21 protein-coding genes and 1 tRNA gene are annotated in these 16,248 nt (G+C 65.7%); 9 read left to right on the top strand and 13 right to left on the bottom strand.

Annotated features, from left to right (window positions below):
• Positions 1-13: 13 nt before the first annotated feature.
• Together BR47_RS0127740 and BR47_RS0127735 are read left to right on the top strand one after the other, a co-directional pair.
• Complete coding sequence (locus BR47_RS0127740) at positions 14-1,261, top strand: MgtC/SapB family protein (RefSeq protein WP_029121471.1); 1,248 nt, start codon at positions 14-16, stop codon at positions 1,259-1,261.
• A gap of 119 nt (positions 1,262-1,380) precedes the next feature.
• Positions 1,381-1,641, top strand: a complete 261-nt coding sequence (locus tag BR47_RS0127735; protein ID WP_029121470.1) for an SHOCT domain-containing protein — start codon at positions 1,381-1,383, stop codon at positions 1,639-1,641.
• 21 nt (positions 1,642-1,662) lie between these two features.
• On the opposite strand, the gene hchA is transcribed toward BR47_RS0127735, so the two are convergent.
• Entirely contained in the window at positions 1,663-2,532 is an 870-nt protein-coding gene (gene hchA / locus BR47_RS0127730) for a glyoxalase III HchA (protein WP_029121469.1), read from the bottom strand.
• 155 nt (positions 2,533-2,687) lie between these two features.
• On the opposite strand from hchA, the gene BR47_RS0127725 reads away from it, so the two are divergent.
• Positions 2,688-3,275, top strand: a complete 588-nt coding sequence (locus tag BR47_RS0127725; protein ID WP_029121468.1) for a TetR/AcrR family transcriptional regulator — start codon at positions 2,688-2,690, stop codon at positions 3,273-3,275.
• A gap of 2 nt (positions 3,276-3,277) precedes the next feature.
• Here the strand turns inward: BR47_RS0127725 and BR47_RS0127720 are convergent, their stop codons facing one another.
• Together BR47_RS0127720 and BR47_RS0127715 are read right to left on the bottom strand one after the other, a co-directional pair.
• Positions 3,278-3,568: a DoxX-related protein gene (locus BR47_RS0127720; protein ID WP_029121467.1), complete on the bottom strand. Its 291-nt coding sequence runs from the start codon at positions 3,566-3,568 to the stop codon at positions 3,278-3,280.
• A complete protein-coding gene (locus BR47_RS0127715; RefSeq protein WP_036428033.1) occupies positions 3,565-4,836 on the bottom strand; it encodes a cytochrome P450 in 1,272 nt (423 codons plus the stop codon). Before BR47_RS0127715 ends, BR47_RS0127720 begins: the two co-directional genes overlap by 4 nt.
• A gap of 316 nt (positions 4,837-5,152) precedes the next feature.
• Here BR47_RS0127715 and BR47_RS0127710 point away from each other — a divergent pair, with 316 nt between their 5' ends.
• Both BR47_RS0127710 and BR47_RS0127705 read left to right on the top strand, forming a co-directional pair.
• A complete protein-coding gene (locus BR47_RS0127710; RefSeq protein WP_231506796.1) occupies positions 5,153-6,463 on the top strand; it encodes an amidase domain-containing protein in 1,311 nt (436 codons plus the stop codon).
• Positions 6,464-6,492: 29 nt separating this feature from the next.
• Positions 6,493-6,837, top strand: coding sequence for a hypothetical protein (locus BR47_RS0127705; protein ID WP_020099065.1), 345 nt, complete (start codon positions 6,493-6,495; stop codon positions 6,835-6,837).
• A gap of 11 nt (positions 6,838-6,848) precedes the next feature.
• On the opposite strand, the gene BR47_RS31680 is transcribed toward BR47_RS0127705, so the two are convergent.
• From BR47_RS31680 to BR47_RS0127665, 8 genes are all read right to left on the bottom strand, one after another.
• A complete protein-coding gene (locus tag BR47_RS31680; RefSeq protein ID WP_036427929.1) occupies positions 6,849-7,160 on the bottom strand; it encodes a WXG100 family type VII secretion target in 312 nt (103 codons plus the stop codon).
• Positions 7,157-7,450, bottom strand: coding sequence for a WXG100 family type VII secretion target (locus BR47_RS0127695; RefSeq protein ID WP_020099063.1), 294 nt, complete (start codon positions 7,448-7,450; stop codon positions 7,157-7,159). The genes BR47_RS31680 and BR47_RS0127695 overlap by 4 nt, the downstream gene beginning before the upstream one ends.
• Before the next feature lie 97 nt (positions 7,451-7,547).
• Positions 7,548-8,018, bottom strand: coding sequence for a hypothetical protein (locus BR47_RS0127690; protein ID WP_029121464.1), 471 nt, complete (start codon positions 8,016-8,018; stop codon positions 7,548-7,550).
• Between the two features lie 87 nt (positions 8,019-8,105).
• A tRNA-Ala gene (locus tag BR47_RS0127685) sits at positions 8,106-8,178 on the bottom strand.
• Between the two features lie 50 nt (positions 8,179-8,228).
• A complete protein-coding gene (gene sepX, locus BR47_RS0127680; RefSeq protein WP_029121463.1) occupies positions 8,229-9,410 on the bottom strand; it encodes a divisome protein SepX/GlpR in 1,182 nt (393 codons plus the stop codon).
• A 194-nt stretch (positions 9,411-9,604) separates the two neighbouring features.
• Positions 9,605-10,258, bottom strand: a complete 654-nt coding sequence (locus BR47_RS0127675; RefSeq protein WP_029121462.1) for a GNAT family N-acetyltransferase — start codon at positions 10,256-10,258, stop codon at positions 9,605-9,607.
• A gap of 3 nt (positions 10,259-10,261) precedes the next feature.
• Entirely contained in the window at positions 10,262-11,500 is a 1,239-nt protein-coding gene (gene glp / locus BR47_RS0127670; RefSeq protein ID WP_029104682.1) for a molybdotransferase-like divisome protein Glp, read from the bottom strand.
• Between the two features lie 86 nt (positions 11,501-11,586).
• Positions 11,587-12,477: a UTP--glucose-1-phosphate uridylyltransferase gene (locus tag BR47_RS0127665; protein WP_020099058.1), complete on the bottom strand. Its 891-nt coding sequence runs from the start codon at positions 12,475-12,477 to the stop codon at positions 11,587-11,589.
• Positions 12,478-12,636: 159 nt separating this feature from the next.
• Here BR47_RS0127665 and BR47_RS0127660 point away from each other — a divergent pair, with 159 nt between their 5' ends.
• From BR47_RS0127660 to mscL, 4 genes are all read left to right on the top strand, one after another.
• Positions 12,637-13,212, top strand: coding sequence for a 5-formyltetrahydrofolate cyclo-ligase (locus tag BR47_RS0127660; protein ID WP_020099057.1), 576 nt, complete (start codon positions 12,637-12,639; stop codon positions 13,210-13,212).
• A 269-nt stretch (positions 13,213-13,481) separates the two neighbouring features.
• Positions 13,482-13,787, top strand: coding sequence for an FmdB family zinc ribbon protein (locus BR47_RS0127655; protein ID WP_020099056.1), 306 nt, complete (start codon positions 13,482-13,484; stop codon positions 13,785-13,787).
• A gap of 63 nt (positions 13,788-13,850) precedes the next feature.
• Positions 13,851-14,516: an SAF domain-containing protein gene (locus tag BR47_RS0127650; RefSeq protein WP_029121461.1), complete on the top strand. Its 666-nt coding sequence runs from the start codon at positions 13,851-13,853 to the stop codon at positions 14,514-14,516.
• A 139-nt stretch (positions 14,517-14,655) separates the two neighbouring features.
• The gene (mscL, locus tag BR47_RS0127645; protein WP_020099054.1) at positions 14,656-15,024 is read left to right on the top strand and encodes a large-conductance mechanosensitive channel protein MscL; all 369 of its coding nucleotides are present in this window, start codon (positions 14,656-14,658) and stop codon (positions 15,022-15,024) included.
• Between the two features lie 66 nt (positions 15,025-15,090).
• On the opposite strand, the gene mspA is transcribed toward mscL, so the two are convergent.
• Complete coding sequence (gene mspA / locus BR47_RS0127640; protein WP_029121460.1) at positions 15,091-15,729, bottom strand: porin MspA; 639 nt, start codon at positions 15,727-15,729, stop codon at positions 15,091-15,093.
• A 154-nt stretch (positions 15,730-15,883) separates the two neighbouring features.
• Positions 15,884-16,248 (bottom strand): MspA family porin (locus tag BR47_RS31675; RefSeq protein WP_020099052.1); only part of this gene is annotated, 365 nt, incomplete at its 5' end.

The raw sequence follows: 16,248 nt of genomic DNA, 5'->3' as shown, positions 1-16,248 counted from the left end.
CCGAGGAGCCGACGTGAGCTGGCAGCAGATCGAACCCTTCCTCGTAGCGCTCGCCATCGGGCTGCTGCTCGGCCTGGAGCGCGAACGTAGCCACGCGCGCAAACTGCCTGCCGGCTCGCGCTCGTTCGCGCTGCTGTCTTTGGCCGGTGCGGTCGCGGCGGATTTCGGCCAATGGGTCATCGTCGTCGGATTTCTCGGCGTCGGCGCGCTGATCGCGCTGGCCTACTTCCGAACCAGTGCGGAAGACCCCGGGACCACCACCGCGACGGCGGCGCTCGTCGCGTATCTCCTTGGCGCCCTTGCCTACTCCCGGCCGGCACTCGCGGTGGCCCTCGCGGTCGTCGTCGCAGGGCTGCTCGTCTCGAAGAACCGCATCCACCGATTCGCCCGCGACATCATGACCGAGGTCGAGTTGGAAGACGCCATCAAGTTTCTGGTCGTCGCATTCGTGATCCTGCCGCTGCTGCCGGATCGTGGTCTCGGACCGTACGGCATCCTCAATCCAGAGAAGGTCTGGCTCCTCGTCGTACTGCTCACCGGCATCGGATGGGTGGGCTACATCGGCGTTCGAGCGCTCGGCCCCGAACGTGGACTGCTGATCACCGGCATCGCCGGTGGGTTCGTCTCGGCGACCGCGACAACGGCATCCATGGCGAGGCTCAGCCGCACGACACCGAGCGTGCGCGCGCCCCTGGCCAGCGCCCTGCTGGCCAGCCTGGCCACCTTCGTCCAACTGCTCATCGTGATCGCAGTGGTGGATGCCCAAGTGCTCCAGCGCCTGTGGCCGCCCGTGGCTGCCGGCGCCCTCGTGCTGGTGGTGATCGCCGCCGTCGTCTACCGCGGAGCCGGTCTCGCCGAGGGCAACCCATCAGCAGAGCAGGACACCGGCGCGAAAGCCGCAAGCCGTCCCTTCGCGCTGCGCCCGGCGTTGATCCTCGCCGCGGTACTCACCCTGGCACTGCTTGTCGGGCGGTGGGGCGCTGATGTGCTCGGCTCCGGCGGCACCGTACTCGCCGCGTTCGCCGCGGGCCTGGCCGACGCGCATGCCGGGGCGGTGGCCGCCGCCAGCCTGGCCGCCAAGGGCGATATCACCGTAGATACCGCGCTGCTCGCGGTCGCGGCCGCACTGGGCTCAAACCTGATCGTGAAGACCGTGCTGGCGTTCACCGCCGGCGGTCACCGGTTCGGACTTCGCTTTCTGGCCGGGATGACGCCGCCCGCCGTGGTTTTCGGAGTCGTCTTGTCCCTGACGATGGCCTGATAACGCGTCCGGGGCGGCCGCCGGTGCCGAAAGTCCCACCATCGCTGTCCTTTTGGCACCACCGGGGAGCTGCCCCGCGGCGGGACAATGGTCCACAGCAGCGGAAGGAGCAGCAGATCATGATGTTCTGGTACGGCGACGACATGGGCGGATGGGGGTACGCCGGCATGGCGATCGGGATGTTCCTGTTCTGGGCACTGGTGCTCGGCGGCATCGTCGCGTTGATCCGGGTCGCCGCCGGCGACCAGAGGTTCGGCTACTCCGGCCCTGCCGAACCCGACGCTCGACAGATACTCGCCGCGCGATACGCACACGGTGACATCACCGAGACGGAGTACCGCGAACGGTTGGCGGTACTGCGCGAGCACGCACCGACCTGACGCCTGCCGACCGACCAGCCGTTACGCCGACACCGCTTCAGTCAGTGCGTCCGCGGCGAGCAGACCGAGGTTGTTCGAAGCCAACGGACTATCGCCGGTGAGCAGGCGCCGGTCCTGATGGACCTGACCGGTCATCTGGTCATTGACAACCTTGAGACCCTGACCCTCCAGCGCCTCCCCGATGAAGAGCCGCAGCCCGCCGGGGATGTAGCCCATCTCCTTGTTGGGCCCCTTGTCGAGCACATCGGGAAAAACGCAGATGCTGTAGCCCTTGAACGGCGACTCCGTCTTGCCGATCGCGGCCGCCAGCAGGCTGGCAGGCCCGTGACACAGCGTGATGACGAACTTGTCGTTCTCGAGTGCCCAGTTGAGCACCTGACCGACCTCGGGGCTGAACGGGATACCGACCTCGGCGCCGTGGCCACCCGGGATGAATACCGCCAGATAGTCGGAATCGGGCCCGAGCCTGTCGGCGATCACCTCACGAAGGCTCAGCGGCTCCTTGAGTTTGGGCTTGAGGTCGGCGTAGGTCTGCTGCACGGCGTCGTCCTTGCCCGGCATCGCCCACAGCTCCAGCTTCGCCGGGTTTCCGGTGATGGTGGCGACGTCGACGTCGAAGCCCGCGGCCATCAGGTGATGCAGCGGCAGCAGCATCTCCACGGGGTGGTTGCCGGTGGAGAACATCGTGCCGTTGTCCATCAGCAGATACCGCTCGTCGGTGGCGATCATCAAGATTTTCCACCGTCCACCGGTATAGGCGCCAGCATGCTTGACACCACCGAAATCGGTTCTGTCCGAGGTGTATTGACTCAACGAGTACGCCGAGGGAAAGAAGGCGTTGTCCTCAGCCGGATCGGGTGTCGGGGACTTGCTCAGTTCGTTCTCACTCATGACGGGAAAGCTCCTTCGTCCGGGTAGTGACACGACAGTGACCATCGTATGGAGTTCCCTCAGCGCTCACTGGAGAAGCGCGACGAGACGTCGGATTCGTCGGAAGTTGCGAGAACTGATCACGTTTGTATCCGCCGTGATGGAGACTCGCCCATATGTCACGACAGGACTGGGTACTCGGAGCTGACCGCAACGCCGAGGCACTGGACCGCATCCTGTCGGCCGCGTCGGAACTCGTCTCGCGCAACGGATTCGAAGCGTTCACGATCGATGCACTGGCGGCAAAGCTGCATTGTTCGCCCGCCACCATCTACCGCCGGGCCGGCGGAAAGGCGGCCATCCTCGAGCGCCTCATAGCGCTTTTCGCCGACCGTATCGTCAGCTCCATCCGGCAGGCCATCGCGGGCAAGGAAGGCACCGAACGCACCGTCACGGCCATTGCCGTCGCGTTGGAATGTATGCGCGCCGAGCCGTTGGGAAAGCTGATCATGGGAGACATCCGGCCCGATCACGACGCCGGGGCCGTCACCGCATCACCGCTCGTCGCCAAACTGGCCGAAGAGATGATCGGACGCCATGATCCGCTGGCCGCACAATGGCTGATCCGCATCACGTTCGCACTGTGGTACTGGCCGCTCAAGGACAAGCAAACCGAATACGAATTGGTGAAGCGGTTTGCGGGCCCCTCGCTGACACTGGGTCTCGGCGAATCGCCGACGCCCGGAGCGACCCAAATATCCTGAGGCTAAGTCGAATCGAACTTCTGCCGGTACAGCAGGCTGGTGTTGAAATAGGTCAGATAGCCGGCTGTGGCGACCACGGCGGCCCGACGGGTTCGGGCCTTCAGCAACAACAATCCCAGGCCGGCCTCGATGGTGCCGTTGATCAGCACGTGCCGTTGGATGTGGTCGGCGAAGGCCATCCGGTTGACCGATTCGAATGCCTGCGGCCACACGAGGTGCGCGATACCGGACACGGTGAGCGCCGAGCCCGCGGCCAGTGCGCACCGTCCGGATCGCGTGCGTCCACCGGTCATGACGCACGCTTCGGGTGGAGAACGACCGGTAGGCGGGTGGGACCGCGCAGCGAGCTGTTGGTCGACCATGTCGTCGTCCCGGCCATCGAGATTCCGGACACGCGGTCGACCAGTTCACGAAGGACGGCCTGCGCCTCCATGCGTGCGAGCGGCGCTCCGAGGCACAAGTGCGGGCCGTAGCCAAAACCGACGTGAGAACGGGGGTTTCGGTCCACTCGGAAGTTGTTGGGCTCGTCGAAGGCGAGTGGGTCGCGGTTGGCCGCACCGAATGACAGCAGCACACGAGAGCCCGAAGGGATGGTGACATCGCCGACCTGATAGTCAGCGCGGGTGTAGCGGTAGAGATTCTGAATGGGACAGGTGTACCGGACGTGTTCTTCGATGGCCTGCGGGATGAGGCCGGGGTCGGCGCAGATCCGCTGGTATTGCTCGGGGTCGTGGGCGTAGGTGTGCAGCATGCCGCCGAGAAGGTTGGTCGTGGTCTCGTTCCCGGCGATCAGCAGCAGGATCGCGATGTAGAACAACTGGCTGTCGGTCAACGCGCCGTCGGTGCTGTGTGCCACCAGGCGACCCAGGACGGTATCCGAGTCCTTGAGGTGACCGTCCGCGAGATGGCGCATGAAATAGCGACGTAGCGCGAATGCGGCTCGCAGCGACCGCGCTGTGTTCGCGACGCCTTTGGCCGTGGGAGTGAAGTTGATGATCTGGGTGGCGTCGTCAGACCACCGGCGAAAGTCGGCGATATCGCTTTCGGGCACACCGAGAATGGCGGCGATCACCCGAAGCGGCATCGGGATCGTCAGCCGCTGTACGGCATCGCACTCGCCCGCAGTGATCATGTCGTCGACGAGTTCGGCCGCCATCTGGCCGATGATGCTGCGCCAGCTGTCCAGAGCGCCTTTGGTGAACGCCGGCTGGACTTGTTTTCTGAGGCGGCTGTGCTGCTCGCCATCGGTGACCACAACGAGATCGGCGACCATCCGCACGCGGGTCACGCCATGACTGCTCGTCACCTGATCGGTGTCGCGCAGGGCTGCGCGGACATCGTCGAGCCTGTGCAGAATCCAGGTCGCGCGCCGCGGGTTGTAGTGGACGCGACCGCTGCGGTGTAAGGCGTCGTAGGCCGCATAGGGGTGTGCGGCGACGACAGGATCCAACGGGTCGTAGTCGGTGTTGACCGCACCGGTCCACCCGTCATACCCGCGCCTTCGGGCGTCGATTGCCGCGGACACGTTCAGCCGTCCCGCCGCGATGAGCGGCGAGAACATGGTCGTGGCGCCGCCGACGGCCCGATGCCGAAAGTTCACGATTCGGCGCACCTTTCCCGAGGTCATGGTTCTCAGGGTCGGCACTGCCGGAAGCGGGGTCAACGTCCGGCAGCGAAACTGCAAGGCCCGAAACGGAACTGGCGTGCACGCCCAGCCCCGCGCCCCTCTGGGAGCTGCACAATTCGGTGAAACATGCGCACGAATGTGTCTCGTCGTGAGAGAACGGATTCGCGGCGCCGTCAGCGTCTCGCGCGATTGTTCGGCGCGCTTTTGGCGTCGGGAGTGCCCCGCCGGCTGGCTTAGCATCGATTGAGGCGTGGACTTCGTCCCGCCTGCACTGGGGGAAGTGGGATCAGCGATGGTGAATTTTGCGCAATTGCGCCATGCGCAACCTGCGCTGTGGACAACAGCCGCCCATGACATGCGCAGCGCCGCTTCTCAATGCGAGCGCGTCAATCAGGACATACACCGCAACGGAGTTCAACCACTCGACGAACATTGGCCGGATCATGTCGGCGCACTCGCAAAGGACGCGCTGACCGCACTGGCGGTCCGTGCTGAAACAGCTTCCATCCTCGCAAGGGCAACCGTCGATCCGCTGGACACGCTCAGCCACGCCGTCACCATCGCCCAGAATGAACTCGAAAACGGCGTGCGGATGGCAGAAGGCGCCGGGTTCGTCGTCAATCCGGAAACGGGTGACATCACCGCACCGCCGTCGATGTCAGAAGACGAATTCGCAACGAAAACGGCGATATTGGCCGAAGCACACCGATTGATTGCCGATGCCGTCGAAGCAGCCACCCAAGCTGACGGGCTCTGCGCGGGTGCGCTATCCGATGTCAGTAATGACAACGACCCGAGCGATGTCGGCAAGGCGCAAGGAATCCAGGCCGGCAATACATTGAAGGCCTTGGAAGAAATCCGAGACACGCTACCGGATGGGTTGTCGCCGGACGAAGTCAAACAATGGTGGAATCAGCTCACTCCGCAGGAGCAGTATGACCTCCAGCGCGCGTGTCCTGTCGAACTGTATGACTTGAACGGCATTCCGGACGATGTCAAGAAGCAAATGGACCGACCGGACCGTGGCTACAGTTCCGTCGGTACGGTGCGATACGCGATCGCGAATTACAACAACGCCGACCTCGACTCGTTCTCGGACAACTGCACGAATTTCGTCTCGGATTCGCTCAGTTACGGCGGCGGCATGAAGCAGAAGGAATCATGGTTCCTGCCTCGCCATTTCGATCGCGACGGTTGGAGCGACGGCACCATGGGGCACAAGGACATTCTGCCTCCCGGCATGACACACACCCCGACGTGGGCAGCAGCACAGAACAATCGCGACTTCTTCCTCGGTCATGGCGGCCAAGTCGTCTCGCCCGACCAAGCCAGACCCGGCGACGTCGTCTACTACACGATGACGCAGGACGGCCAAGGTCACCACGCCGGTGAAACACACCACGCCGCCGTGGTGACCGGAGTCCTGCCGGACGGCGAAGTTCTGTATACGCAACACTCGGATTCAGCCAAAAACTACCCACTCAATGGCCGCCTTCCCGAATTCGAGCAGGGGTACGGCCAGCAGAAGATCGAGATCGTGCAGCCCAAGAGGACCTGGTAGCCCCACCACTCGGCAGCATAAGGAATGCGATGAGCGACGACATCAACATCGAACCCGGCGAAGTGAAGGCAAGCGGTCAGCGCCTCGGTGAATTGGCCGGCACGGCAAAGGCACAAACGAACAATTACTTCACTTCACAAGAAGCAGCGGCAAGTGGTAACCCCGGATTTGCGGCTGGACCTCGACTCGTTGAATATGCGAACAAGCTGCACAATCAGATGAACAGCTTCATCGACGACTTGACCGCCAATGGAAACAAGATCGTTTCGGCGGCCAACAACGTCACCCAGACGGACTCTGACACCGCAACAGGATTCAGTCGGGAACTGTCCTCGCTCAACGGTTTGTCACAGCCGGCTGTGGCGAGTCGCTGAAGCACCGCAGGTCAGATGGCCTGGCCGGCCGACGACACACCGGCCGCGCCGCGGGAGTCGGCAGCCGTGTACTCACTGGCGCCGGCGCGCAAGGCGTCGGCCTCATCACGAAGACCCATGAGAACGAGGCGGAATCCGTCACTCCATTCGTCCCACGCGGACCGGCACGCATCAGCGGCCGCGCCTTTCCACCTGCCGTCGAGCAGACCGACAACTTCGGCAGCCATCGCGTGATACCGCTCGAACATCTCATCGGCAGTGGTATCGGCGGCCTGCGCCGTCAGTGTCAAATCCGCCGGGTTGACGCGCAGCTCCCCACTCATGAGAACAACGCCTTGTTGGCTTGCACTGTCGTGGTGAATGCACTGTGTGCGCCGGCTGAAGCCTCTCGGAGGCGACGTATACCGTCGGACATCAATTGGGCGCCTTGCGTCCATTCGGCGTGAGCCTTCGCATGCGCCTCGGCTGCAGTGCCATGCCATTGCGCGTGCAGGTTGCCGATGTGGCTCTCCAGGCTGTCGACCTTCGCGTCGATCTCGGCCGAGAACGCCGCAAGTTGGCCGATGAACCGGTCCAATTCGCCGAGATCGACCGCTACCGCGTTCCCCGCCATACGAACAACCTTCCCCAAGGGCATTCTTGTCGATAACCGACACTACCCGGGTTTTCGACCGGTCCCGACGCCAATCGCGTGCCCGCGGTCGACTCTGTCAGCTGCGCTTCCCGAGCTGACCGGGGAGGTCCGCGCTCCCGTAGTTGACAGCGGCAGCGACCGGTCGGTCATCGTAAAATGCTGCGCGACAAGTGAACTCCATCGTGGCCGGCTGGCCCGACCGTCCCGGCGAGGTCACCGAACCCGATACCCCCCACATGGCAACGACTTTTGCGGCGTCGAATCCGAGACGAATGTGGTCATCTTCGGTGACGCTGTCCACCCGCGCCTTGACGCCGTCGAAGTGGGCCTGCTCAGGAACCGCCAAATCGTGCCGTACGGCGCCCTCACAGCGGTCTATGGCGACAGTCTCGCGGGGATCCGGACTGAGCCCGAACCAGCGTGTCTGCGTGCCGGCAACGGCGACGCCGGCAGCCACCGCCGCGACGATGAGCGCGCCAACCAGCCGGCGACGGGACGTCTGTGGATTCAGCGCAGCCTCGTCGGCGCCGGCTTGATCGTCGACCACGCAGATTCCCCCTCGAAATCCCCGACCGCCGCATACGCTCCCCCGACGGAGCGCTCGCACTGACCTGACAGATCAGCTCAATCTCTGTGGAGCTAAGGGGAATCGAACCCCTGACCTTCTCGATGCGAACGAGACGCGCTACCAACTGCGCTATAGCCCCTTGTACCGGAAGCAAAGGCTACCAGTACCAGTCCGTCACATGAAAACCGGTTACTGTCCCGCCGCTCGGGGCAGGTCATAGTCGCGTGCCATCCGGGCATATTCCAGGTGCTCGAAGATCGGATCCTCGTCGTCGATGTCCAGCACTACGGCGCCTGGCCGCCGCAGCCTAGAAGGGACGACATCGAACTCCTCGTCCTGCGTGTTCTCCACGCCATGCCGGGACCGCATCATCCGCTGGGCACGACGGCGCCGCAGCTGCTCCTCGATACGGGTCTGCCGGCGCAGGTACGCCAGGTACAGCACGGAGATGACGCTGACGGTGCCGCAGACCCACCACAGGCTCGACGACAGCGAGAAGGCGGCGATGCCGGTGAACAGGATCGCCAGCGCCATGCCGGACAGCATGCGGCTGCGGAAGCGGTACTTGCGTTCGGCGGCCGCGACGGCTGCCTTCGATTCGTAGCGGACGCGGCGCGCCTTGGACATCGAATCGGCCAGCTTCGGCTCGGCCTCGGATGCCGCCTCGACGCCCGAGGTGTCGTCGACGTACTCGTAGTCGTGGTCGGTGCCGTCCTCGGCTTCGGCCGCGGGCTCGGTCGTTTCCTCGGCCGGCTCCTCGTCAGCCGCGATCGCCTCGTGCACGTCGGTGGTCGGCTCTGCCTCGGCCTCGGGCTCGGCCGCCGCGATCTCGTCGGTGAGCGCTTCCTCCGGCGCGAAGTCGGCCTCGGAGACGGTCCGGATCGCCATGGTGGGCGTCGCAACATCGTCGAAAAGCGTTGGCTGCTCGTGGGTTTCGGGCTCGGGAACGGCTTTCATGCGCCCGGAGGCGCCGATCGGCAACGCACCGGAGTCCATCTCGACGACCTCGACGTCGAGGTACTCCGATTCCTCGACGACGACCTGGTCGGCGAGCACCACCGAACGCGGCGCATCAGCCTCGGGATCGGCGACCGGGATCGAATCGGTGGTCGCATCACTGCGCGCAAAGTCCTCTTCGAACGCGCTGAGGTCGTCGTCCTGCTTCCAGTGCGGGTCGCTGTAGTGCCCCGCAGCAGGTCCACTGCGGCGTCGCAGCCGGCTGTTGCCGTTCGTGTTGAGCACGCGGGTCGCCAATGCGACATCGCTCGTCCGGCGGACGTTCTCGCGCTTGCTGATCAACATCGGCACCAACACGAACAACCACAACACGACGAGGGATATCCACAGTAGGGATTGGGGGATGCTTGGCATGTCGCCGGCTCCTTTCCCCATCAGATTAGGTCCGTGACCAGCGCATCCGAAGCCGACGCGCCAAGGTCAATTACACACCTGTAATTCGCTACTTACAAGCACATCAGTCACAGATGTCACATCTGCAACACAGTCCTATTTGCGATTTGTGCACGATTTCCCGCGCCTGCCGCGGAAAATCGTGCACAAATCACTCAGACCCAGGTGGCGCGACCATCTCTGACCAGCGCCGATGACGCCGACTGCGTCATCTCCTCCACGGTCACGGCAACCAGCAGGTGGTCCCGCCAGGCCCCGTCGACTTCCAGATACCGCTGCAGCAGGCCCTCCTCGCGGAACCCCACCCGCGCCAGCACCGACCGGCTCGGACCATTCTCCGGGCGGACGGTCGCCTCGATCCGGTGCAGTCCGACCGGACCGAAGGCATGGTCGACGCCCAGCGCCAGCGCGGCCGTCGCGATGCCGCCGCCGGTGAACTGACGCGCCACCCAGTAGCCGATCCACGCCGACCGCAGCGCTCCGTGCGTCACGTTGCCGATGGTCAGTTGACCGCAGAACTCACCGTCCAACTCGATGACGTACGGCAGCATGCGCCCGCGCCGGGCCTCCGACCGCAAGCCCGAGCACAGCGCCGGCCATGACGAAACCGCATGGCGCGCAGTCCAATCCACCTCACCGACCGGCTCCCAAGGCTCCAGGTGGGCGCGGTCCGTCAGCCGCATCCGGCTCCACACCGGACCGTCGCGCAACCGCACCGGACGCAACCGCACCACCCCGGCCTGCACGCGGATCGGGCCGACCGACAGCGGCCAGCCCGGATGCATCGCACTCGAACGCAACAGGTTCACGAATCAGCCGCGCTGTGCAAGAAAGGCCACATCGACCGATTCGCCCGTGCGAATCTGCTCTGCCTCGGTGGGCACGATCACCAGGCAGTTCGCCTCGGCAAGGGTGGCCAGCAGATGCGACGCGCCGGGCGCTCCGCCCAGCGCCTGCACCAGATATTCGCCGGTGTCCTGATCACGCATCAACTGGCCGCGCAGAAATCCCTTGCGCCCCACCACCGATGAGATCGGCGACAACGTCCGGGCGGGCACCACACGCCGCATCGGCTGCCGCTTGCCCAGCGACATCCGGATCAACGGACGGACCATCACCTCGAAGACCACCAGCGCACTCACCGGGTTCGCCGGCAGCAGGAAGACCGGGACGCCGTCGCGCCCGAGCGTGCCGAAACCCTGCACCGATCCGGGATGCATCGCGATTCGCGCGACCTCCATCTCCCCCAGCTCGGCGAGCACCGCGCGCACGCCCTCGGCCGCCGCGCCGCCGACAGCGCCCGCGATCACCACGGCTTCCGACCGGCTCAGCTGACCCTCGACCACATCGCGCAGGGTCTTGGGATCGGCATCCACGATGCCGACGCGGTTCACCTCGGCGCCGGCGTCACGGCCGGCAGCCGCCAGCGCGTAGGAGTTGACGTCATAGACCTGGCCGTTGCCGGGCGTCCGGGAGATGTCGACGAGCTCACCGCCGACGGAGATGATCGTCAGCCGGGGCCGCGGGTGGACCAGCACGCGTTCGCGGCCCACCGCCGCAAGCAGTCCGACCTGGGCCGGCCCGATGATCGTGCCGGCACGCACCGCAACGTCGCCGGGCTGCACGTCGTCCCCGGTACGACGGACGTAGGCACCGGACCGCACACCGCGCAGGACTCGGACCCGCGCATCGCCGCCGTCGGTCCAGCGCAGCGGCAGCACGGCATCGGCCAGTGTGGGCATCGGCGCACCGGTCTGCACCCGTGCGGCCTGACGCGGCTGCAGTCGGGTGGGAGTGCGTTCACCGGCGGCGATGGTCGAGACCACGGGCAGGGTGACGTCGGCGTCGCCGCCGGAATCCGCGCCCATCACGTCGACGCTGCGCACGGCGTAGCCGTCGATGGCGGCTTGATCGAAACCGGGCAGCGGGCGTTCGGTGACCACCTCTTCGGCGCACATCAGGCCCTGCGCTTCGGCTATCGCCACCCGCACCGGGCGCGGCGCCACCGCCGCAGCCGCAACCCGGGCCTGCTGGTCCTCAACCGAACGCACCGCTCGCCTTTCTGCCTACGTCGTACACCGTGGCTGACCACATGCTCGCGCACGTGCGGGCCAACCGTACCGCCGGTGTCAGGCGCTCAGCGCTCGGCAAGACCCAATCGCTCGACCAACCAACGCCGCAATTCCGGGCCGTAGTCGTCGCGTTCCAACGCAAAGTCAACCGCAGCTTTAAGGTAGCCGCCCGGATTTCCCAGGTCGTGTCGGGACCCGCGGTGCACCACCACATGCACGGGGTGGCCGTCCTCGATGAGGAGCGCGATGGCATCCGTCAACTGGATCTCGCCGCCGACACCCTTCTGCACACGCCGCAGCGCGTCGAAAATGGCGCGGTCCAAGATGTACCGGCCGGCCGCGGCAAACGGCGACGGGGCGTCCTCGGCCTTCGGCTTCTCCACCATGCCCTTGACGCGCAGCACATTCGGGTTGGCGGCGTCGGGCACCGTCTCGACGTCGAAGACGCCGTAGGCGCTGATCTCGTCCTCGGGCACCTCGATGGCACACAACACCGAGCCACCGCGCTTGGCGCGCACCTTCGCCATGGTCTCCAGCACACCGGTCGGCAGCACCAGGTCGTCGGGCAGCAGGACCGCGATGGCGTCCTCGTCGGGCAGCAGCACCGGCTCGACGCAGCTGACGGCGTGACCCAGACCCAGCGGCTCGGCCTGCACGACCGACTCCACCTTGATCAAGGCGGGCGCGCGCCGCACCTTCTCGAGCATCACGTGCTTGCCGCGGGCCTCGAGGGTTCCTTCGAGGATGAGGTCCTCGACGAAATGCGCAACGACGCCGTCCTTACCCTCCGACGTCACGATGACCAGTCGCTCGCCGCCGGCGTCGGCAGCTTCCGCAGCAACGAGCTCGATACCGGGGGTGTCGACGACCGGCAGCAACTCCTTGGGCACGGTCTTGGTGGCAGGCAGGAAACGCGTGCCCAGACCAGCCGCCGGGACCACCGCGGTGCGCGGCATCGGCACTGAAGTCTGTGTCGTCATTGTTCACACGATAACGGCAATGCCTTGATCTGCCCTACCAAGGTTGGACTTTGCGCGGTCGGCGGCAACGTCGAAGTGGCCATTACCTGGACAGGTGTACAACACCACGCGAGCAAATGTGTCACGGTGGTAACCGTGAGCCCCGAGGTCGGAAAGCGCGAGCTGCGCAGCACAATCCTTCGACGACGTCGCGCGCTGACCCCAGAGCAGCGGCTGGCGGACGCCGAAGCCCTTGCGCGATGGGCGTCCGAATTGGTGTCCCCCGGCGTCGTGGTGTGCGCGTATGTGCCGATCGGCACCGAACCGGGCTCGCCCGCGATGCTGGACGCCCTGGTCGATGCCGGCGCCCGGGTGCTGTTGCCGGTGACCCGCCCCGACGCCCCACTGAGCTGGGGCTGGTACCGCTCCGGGCACCTCACGGAAGCGTCCTACGGGCTGCTCGAACCGGCAACGCCGCATCTGCCGCCCGACGCGATCCGGCAGGCCGGTGTGATCCTGGTGCCCGCGCTCGGGGTCGACCGCGCGGGCGTGCGGCTCGGCCGCGGCGCCGGCTTCTACGACCGTTCGCTGTCGTTGGCCGCGCCGGACGCACGGCTCGTGGCGGTGGTGTACGACGACGACCTGCTGCCGGCGCTACCCGCCGAACCGCACGACATCGCGATGACGCATGCCCTGACCCCACGGGCCGGGCTCGTCACGCTGGGAATTTAAAACTGCGGGAGAAAATCAGTCCTTGCCGCAGGTACAGCCCGATCCACAGTTGCAGTTCTCGCAGGTGCAGTCCGGGTTGTCGCAGCCGCCGCCCTTGGTGATGTTGCCAGTCATGCGCACAATGCTATGTGTCCCGCCGCCGCCCCGGACGCGATTGCCCCTGTCACCAGGCCAGCGGGCGTGCCGCCAGGGAATGCCCGGGACCGAATAGCTGTTTTGGCACTTAAGCCGGTAGAGTGCTAACAAGTTTGACGACCTCGGAGGTTTACGTGCCGACCTATTCCTACGCGTGTACCGAGTGCGACAACCGGTTCGACGCGGTGCAGGCATTCAGCGATGACGCGCTGACCGAATGCCCCAAGTGCCACGGCCGGCTGCGCAAGCTGTTCGGCTCCGTCGGCGTGGTCTTCAAGGGCAGCGGCTTCTACCGCACCGACAACCGCGATTCGAAGAGCTCGAGCACCGCAGCCGCACCGGCCAAGAGCGAGTCGAGCTCGAGCTCGTCGGACTCGTCCTCCTCGTCCTCGTCGAGCAGCACGACGTCGGCCGCACCGGCCGCCGCCGCGTCCAGCTGAGTTATCCACAGGCCGGAAGCCTTCCGGCCTGTGTTTCCCGCGCGGAATCCCTACCGTTACGGCATGGGGGATTCGCTCGACGCGCCGTTGCTCGGCCGACTGACACAGAAGCTGCGGCCCGATTGGGCCAGGACCACCGCCGCGCGCCGCGTCGCCGCAGGAATGCTGGTGGTCCTCGCGGCCGTCATCGAATTTCGCCCCGACCCTGAGGACGGACAGGTCGCCGTCGTCGTGGCCAAGCACGACCTGTCCCCCGGCTCGGCCTTGACGGCCGACGACGTCGTCATCGAATCCCGTTCCGCGCCAGGCATTCCCGACGGCGCGCTGCGCGAATCGAGCGCCGCCGTCGGCTCGACTCTGGCCGCCCCCGCGCGACGCGGCGAGGTCATCACCGATGTCCGGCTACTCGGTTCCCGGCTCACGGTGGCGACCGCCGGACCCGACGCGCGCATGGTGCCACTGCATCTGGCCGACGCCGCGCTCCCGGACCTGCTGCGCGCGGGCGACGTCGTCGACGTCCTGGCCGGACCGGAGAACACCGGCGCGGCAGCGGATCAATCGTCGGCCGAGCTGGTCGCCACCGATGCCCGGGTGGTGCTGGTGTCCGAACGCCGCAAATCACCGACGAGTGCCGACGAACGCGTCGTACTCGTCGCCCTGCCGCGGCACAGCGCCAACGCCGTCGCCGGGGCGGCTCTGCACCGGGCCATCACCGTCACCCTGCACTGACGGGAAATTTGCCCGTCGGCCGATTTCGATTTCGTCACCGGATCGCATCTGTTGCGATCGTGAGGCCGCCGACTACTGCGCGAAGCTCAGGTCAGTCTTACCGTTCGTGGGTACAAGCCGTATCACAGGGAGGGCAGTCATGCTGAAGGGCTTCAAAGATTTCCTCGCGCAGGGGAACATCGTCGATCTGGCGGTCGCGGTGGTCATCGGTGCCGCGTTCACCACGCTGGTGAAGGCGTTCACCGACCAGGTGATCCAGCCGCTGATCTCCAGCATCGGCGCCGGCGGCGATCACTCGTACGGGATCCTGCGCGTCCACCTACTCGGCGACAACTACATGGACTGGAACGCCGTCCTGAGCGCGACGATCAACTTCGTCCTGGTCGCTGCCGTCATCTACTTCGTGGTCGTGCTGCCGTACAGCAAGTTCCGGGCCGCCAAGGAGGAGGCGATCAAGGAGGAAGTGGAACTGCTGAAGCAGATCCGCGATCTGCTCGACAAGAAGTAGCGGCTCCGACGCTGCTCCCCGGCCGGTGGCCGGGGGCTACGACGCGCCAGTGTGAACTCGCTTGGGTCAGTTCATGTTCCAGGGTTCGCCGTATGTCGTCACCGAGTCACCGGTCTCGGAGACCAGCCGCGCGAAGGGCCGCAGCAGCACGCCGCCGGCCGCACCGGTGACGGTGCCGTGCGCGTTCGACACCGCGACGGCACCCGAGGGACCCGCCACATTCACCGAGAAGGTCGCGACTTCCTGAATCCCCGGACCGTTGCCCAGATCTGCGGAGATCGTCACGCCCGGGAACAGGTTCGGCGTGATGATCCCGCCCCACCCGACACCGGCCAGGGTCGCCGGAGATACGTTGTCCAGCAAGATGTTCGGCGTCTGGTAGCTGAAGTTGATACCCACACCGAGCGACCACGGGAACCCGATCTGGTAGCCCAGCTCCAACGCCCCGGCGAACTCATCGCAACCCTTGCCGGCGCAGTTGTACCTGGCCTTGCCCGAGTGGAACCACTCGCGCGTCAGCCGGTTACGGTCGAGTGGAAACACCCCGTTGAGAAAGGTGTCGCACTGCTGCACCGTCAACGTGCGGTCCTGGCCGTCGACCAGGCTCAGCTCATTGTCCACACCGGCCCTCGCTGTGCCCGTTGCCAGGAACAACGACGAGACCACGACCAGCACTGCCATCGACACACGACCGAACGCCGTCAATTTCCCCACTCCCGGGCTTGCTCTTCACTGTCAATGCCCGGCAATACGACGGGGCGGCGTTGACTGACCGATTCGGTCTGTCAACGCCGCCCCAAAGTACGTCGTTGGCGCTCAGCAGACGGGCTGCGCGCTCCTACTCATACCCTTTTCAGGCCTAATTCATGTTCCAGGGTTCGCCGTAGGTGGTCACCGAGTCACCCGTCTTGGCGATCAGGCGTGCGAAGGGCCGCAGCAGCACGCCGCCGGCCGCGCCGGTCACGGTGCCATGGGCGTTCGAGACCGCCACACCGCCGGCGGGGCCGGACACGTCCACCGAGAACGTCGCGACTTCCTGGATACCCGGACCGTTGCCCAGGTCAGCCGAGATCGACACACCCGGGAACAGGTTCGGCGTGATGATGCCGCCACCGACGTTCGGGAACGTGAACGGGTTCACGTCATCGAGCAGGATGTTCGGCGTGGTGTAGCTGAAGTTGATGCCCACACCCAGCGACCAGGGGAAACCGATCTGGTAACCCA

It is taken from the genome of Mycobacterium sp. UNC410CL29Cvi84 (genome assembly GCF_000686745.1).
Classification (GTDB): domain Bacteria; phylum Actinomycetota; class Actinomycetes; order Mycobacteriales; family Mycobacteriaceae; genus Mycobacterium; species Mycobacterium mucogenicum_B.
The sequence above is the reverse complement of the archived record's forward strand: the minus strand, read 5'-3'. Positions and strand labels throughout refer to the sequence as shown.

Coding starts and splice junctions, on each gene's coding strand:
- BR47_RS0127735 (WP_029121470.1), top strand. CDS start 1,381: ATGATGTTCTGGTACGGCGACGACATGGGCGGATGGGGGTACGCCGGC.
- hchA (WP_029121469.1), bottom strand. CDS start 2,532: ATGAGTGAGAACGAACTGAGCAAGTCCCCGACACCCGATCCGGCTGAG.
- BR47_RS0127725 (WP_029121468.1), top strand. CDS start 2,688: ATGTCACGACAGGACTGGGTACTCGGAGCTGACCGCAACGCCGAGGCA.
- BR47_RS0127720 (WP_029121467.1), bottom strand. CDS start 3,568: ATGACCGGTGGACGCACGCGATCCGGACGGTGCGCACTGGCCGCGGGC.
- BR47_RS0127715 (WP_036428033.1), bottom strand. CDS start 4,836: ATGTTCTCGCCGCTCATCGCGGCGGGACGGCTGAACGTGTCCGCGGCA.
- BR47_RS0127705 (WP_020099065.1), top strand. CDS start 6,493: ATGAGCGACGACATCAACATCGAACCCGGCGAAGTGAAGGCAAGCGGT.
- BR47_RS31680 (WP_036427929.1), bottom strand. CDS start 7,160: ATGAGTGGGGAGCTGCGCGTCAACCCGGCGGATTTGACACTGACGGCG.
- BR47_RS0127695 (WP_020099063.1), bottom strand. CDS start 7,450: ATGGCGGGGAACGCGGTAGCGGTCGATCTCGGCGAATTGGACCGGTTC.
- sepX (WP_029121463.1), bottom strand. CDS start 9,410: ATGCCAAGCATCCCCCAATCCCTACTGTGGATATCCCTCGTCGTGTTG.
- BR47_RS0127665 (WP_020099058.1), bottom strand. CDS start 12,477: ATGCCGCGCACCGCGGTGGTCCCGGCGGCTGGTCTGGGCACGCGTTTC.
- BR47_RS0127650 (WP_029121461.1), top strand. CDS start 13,851: ATGGGGGATTCGCTCGACGCGCCGTTGCTCGGCCGACTGACACAGAAG.
- mscL (WP_020099054.1), top strand. CDS start 14,656: ATGCTGAAGGGCTTCAAAGATTTCCTCGCGCAGGGGAACATCGTCGAT.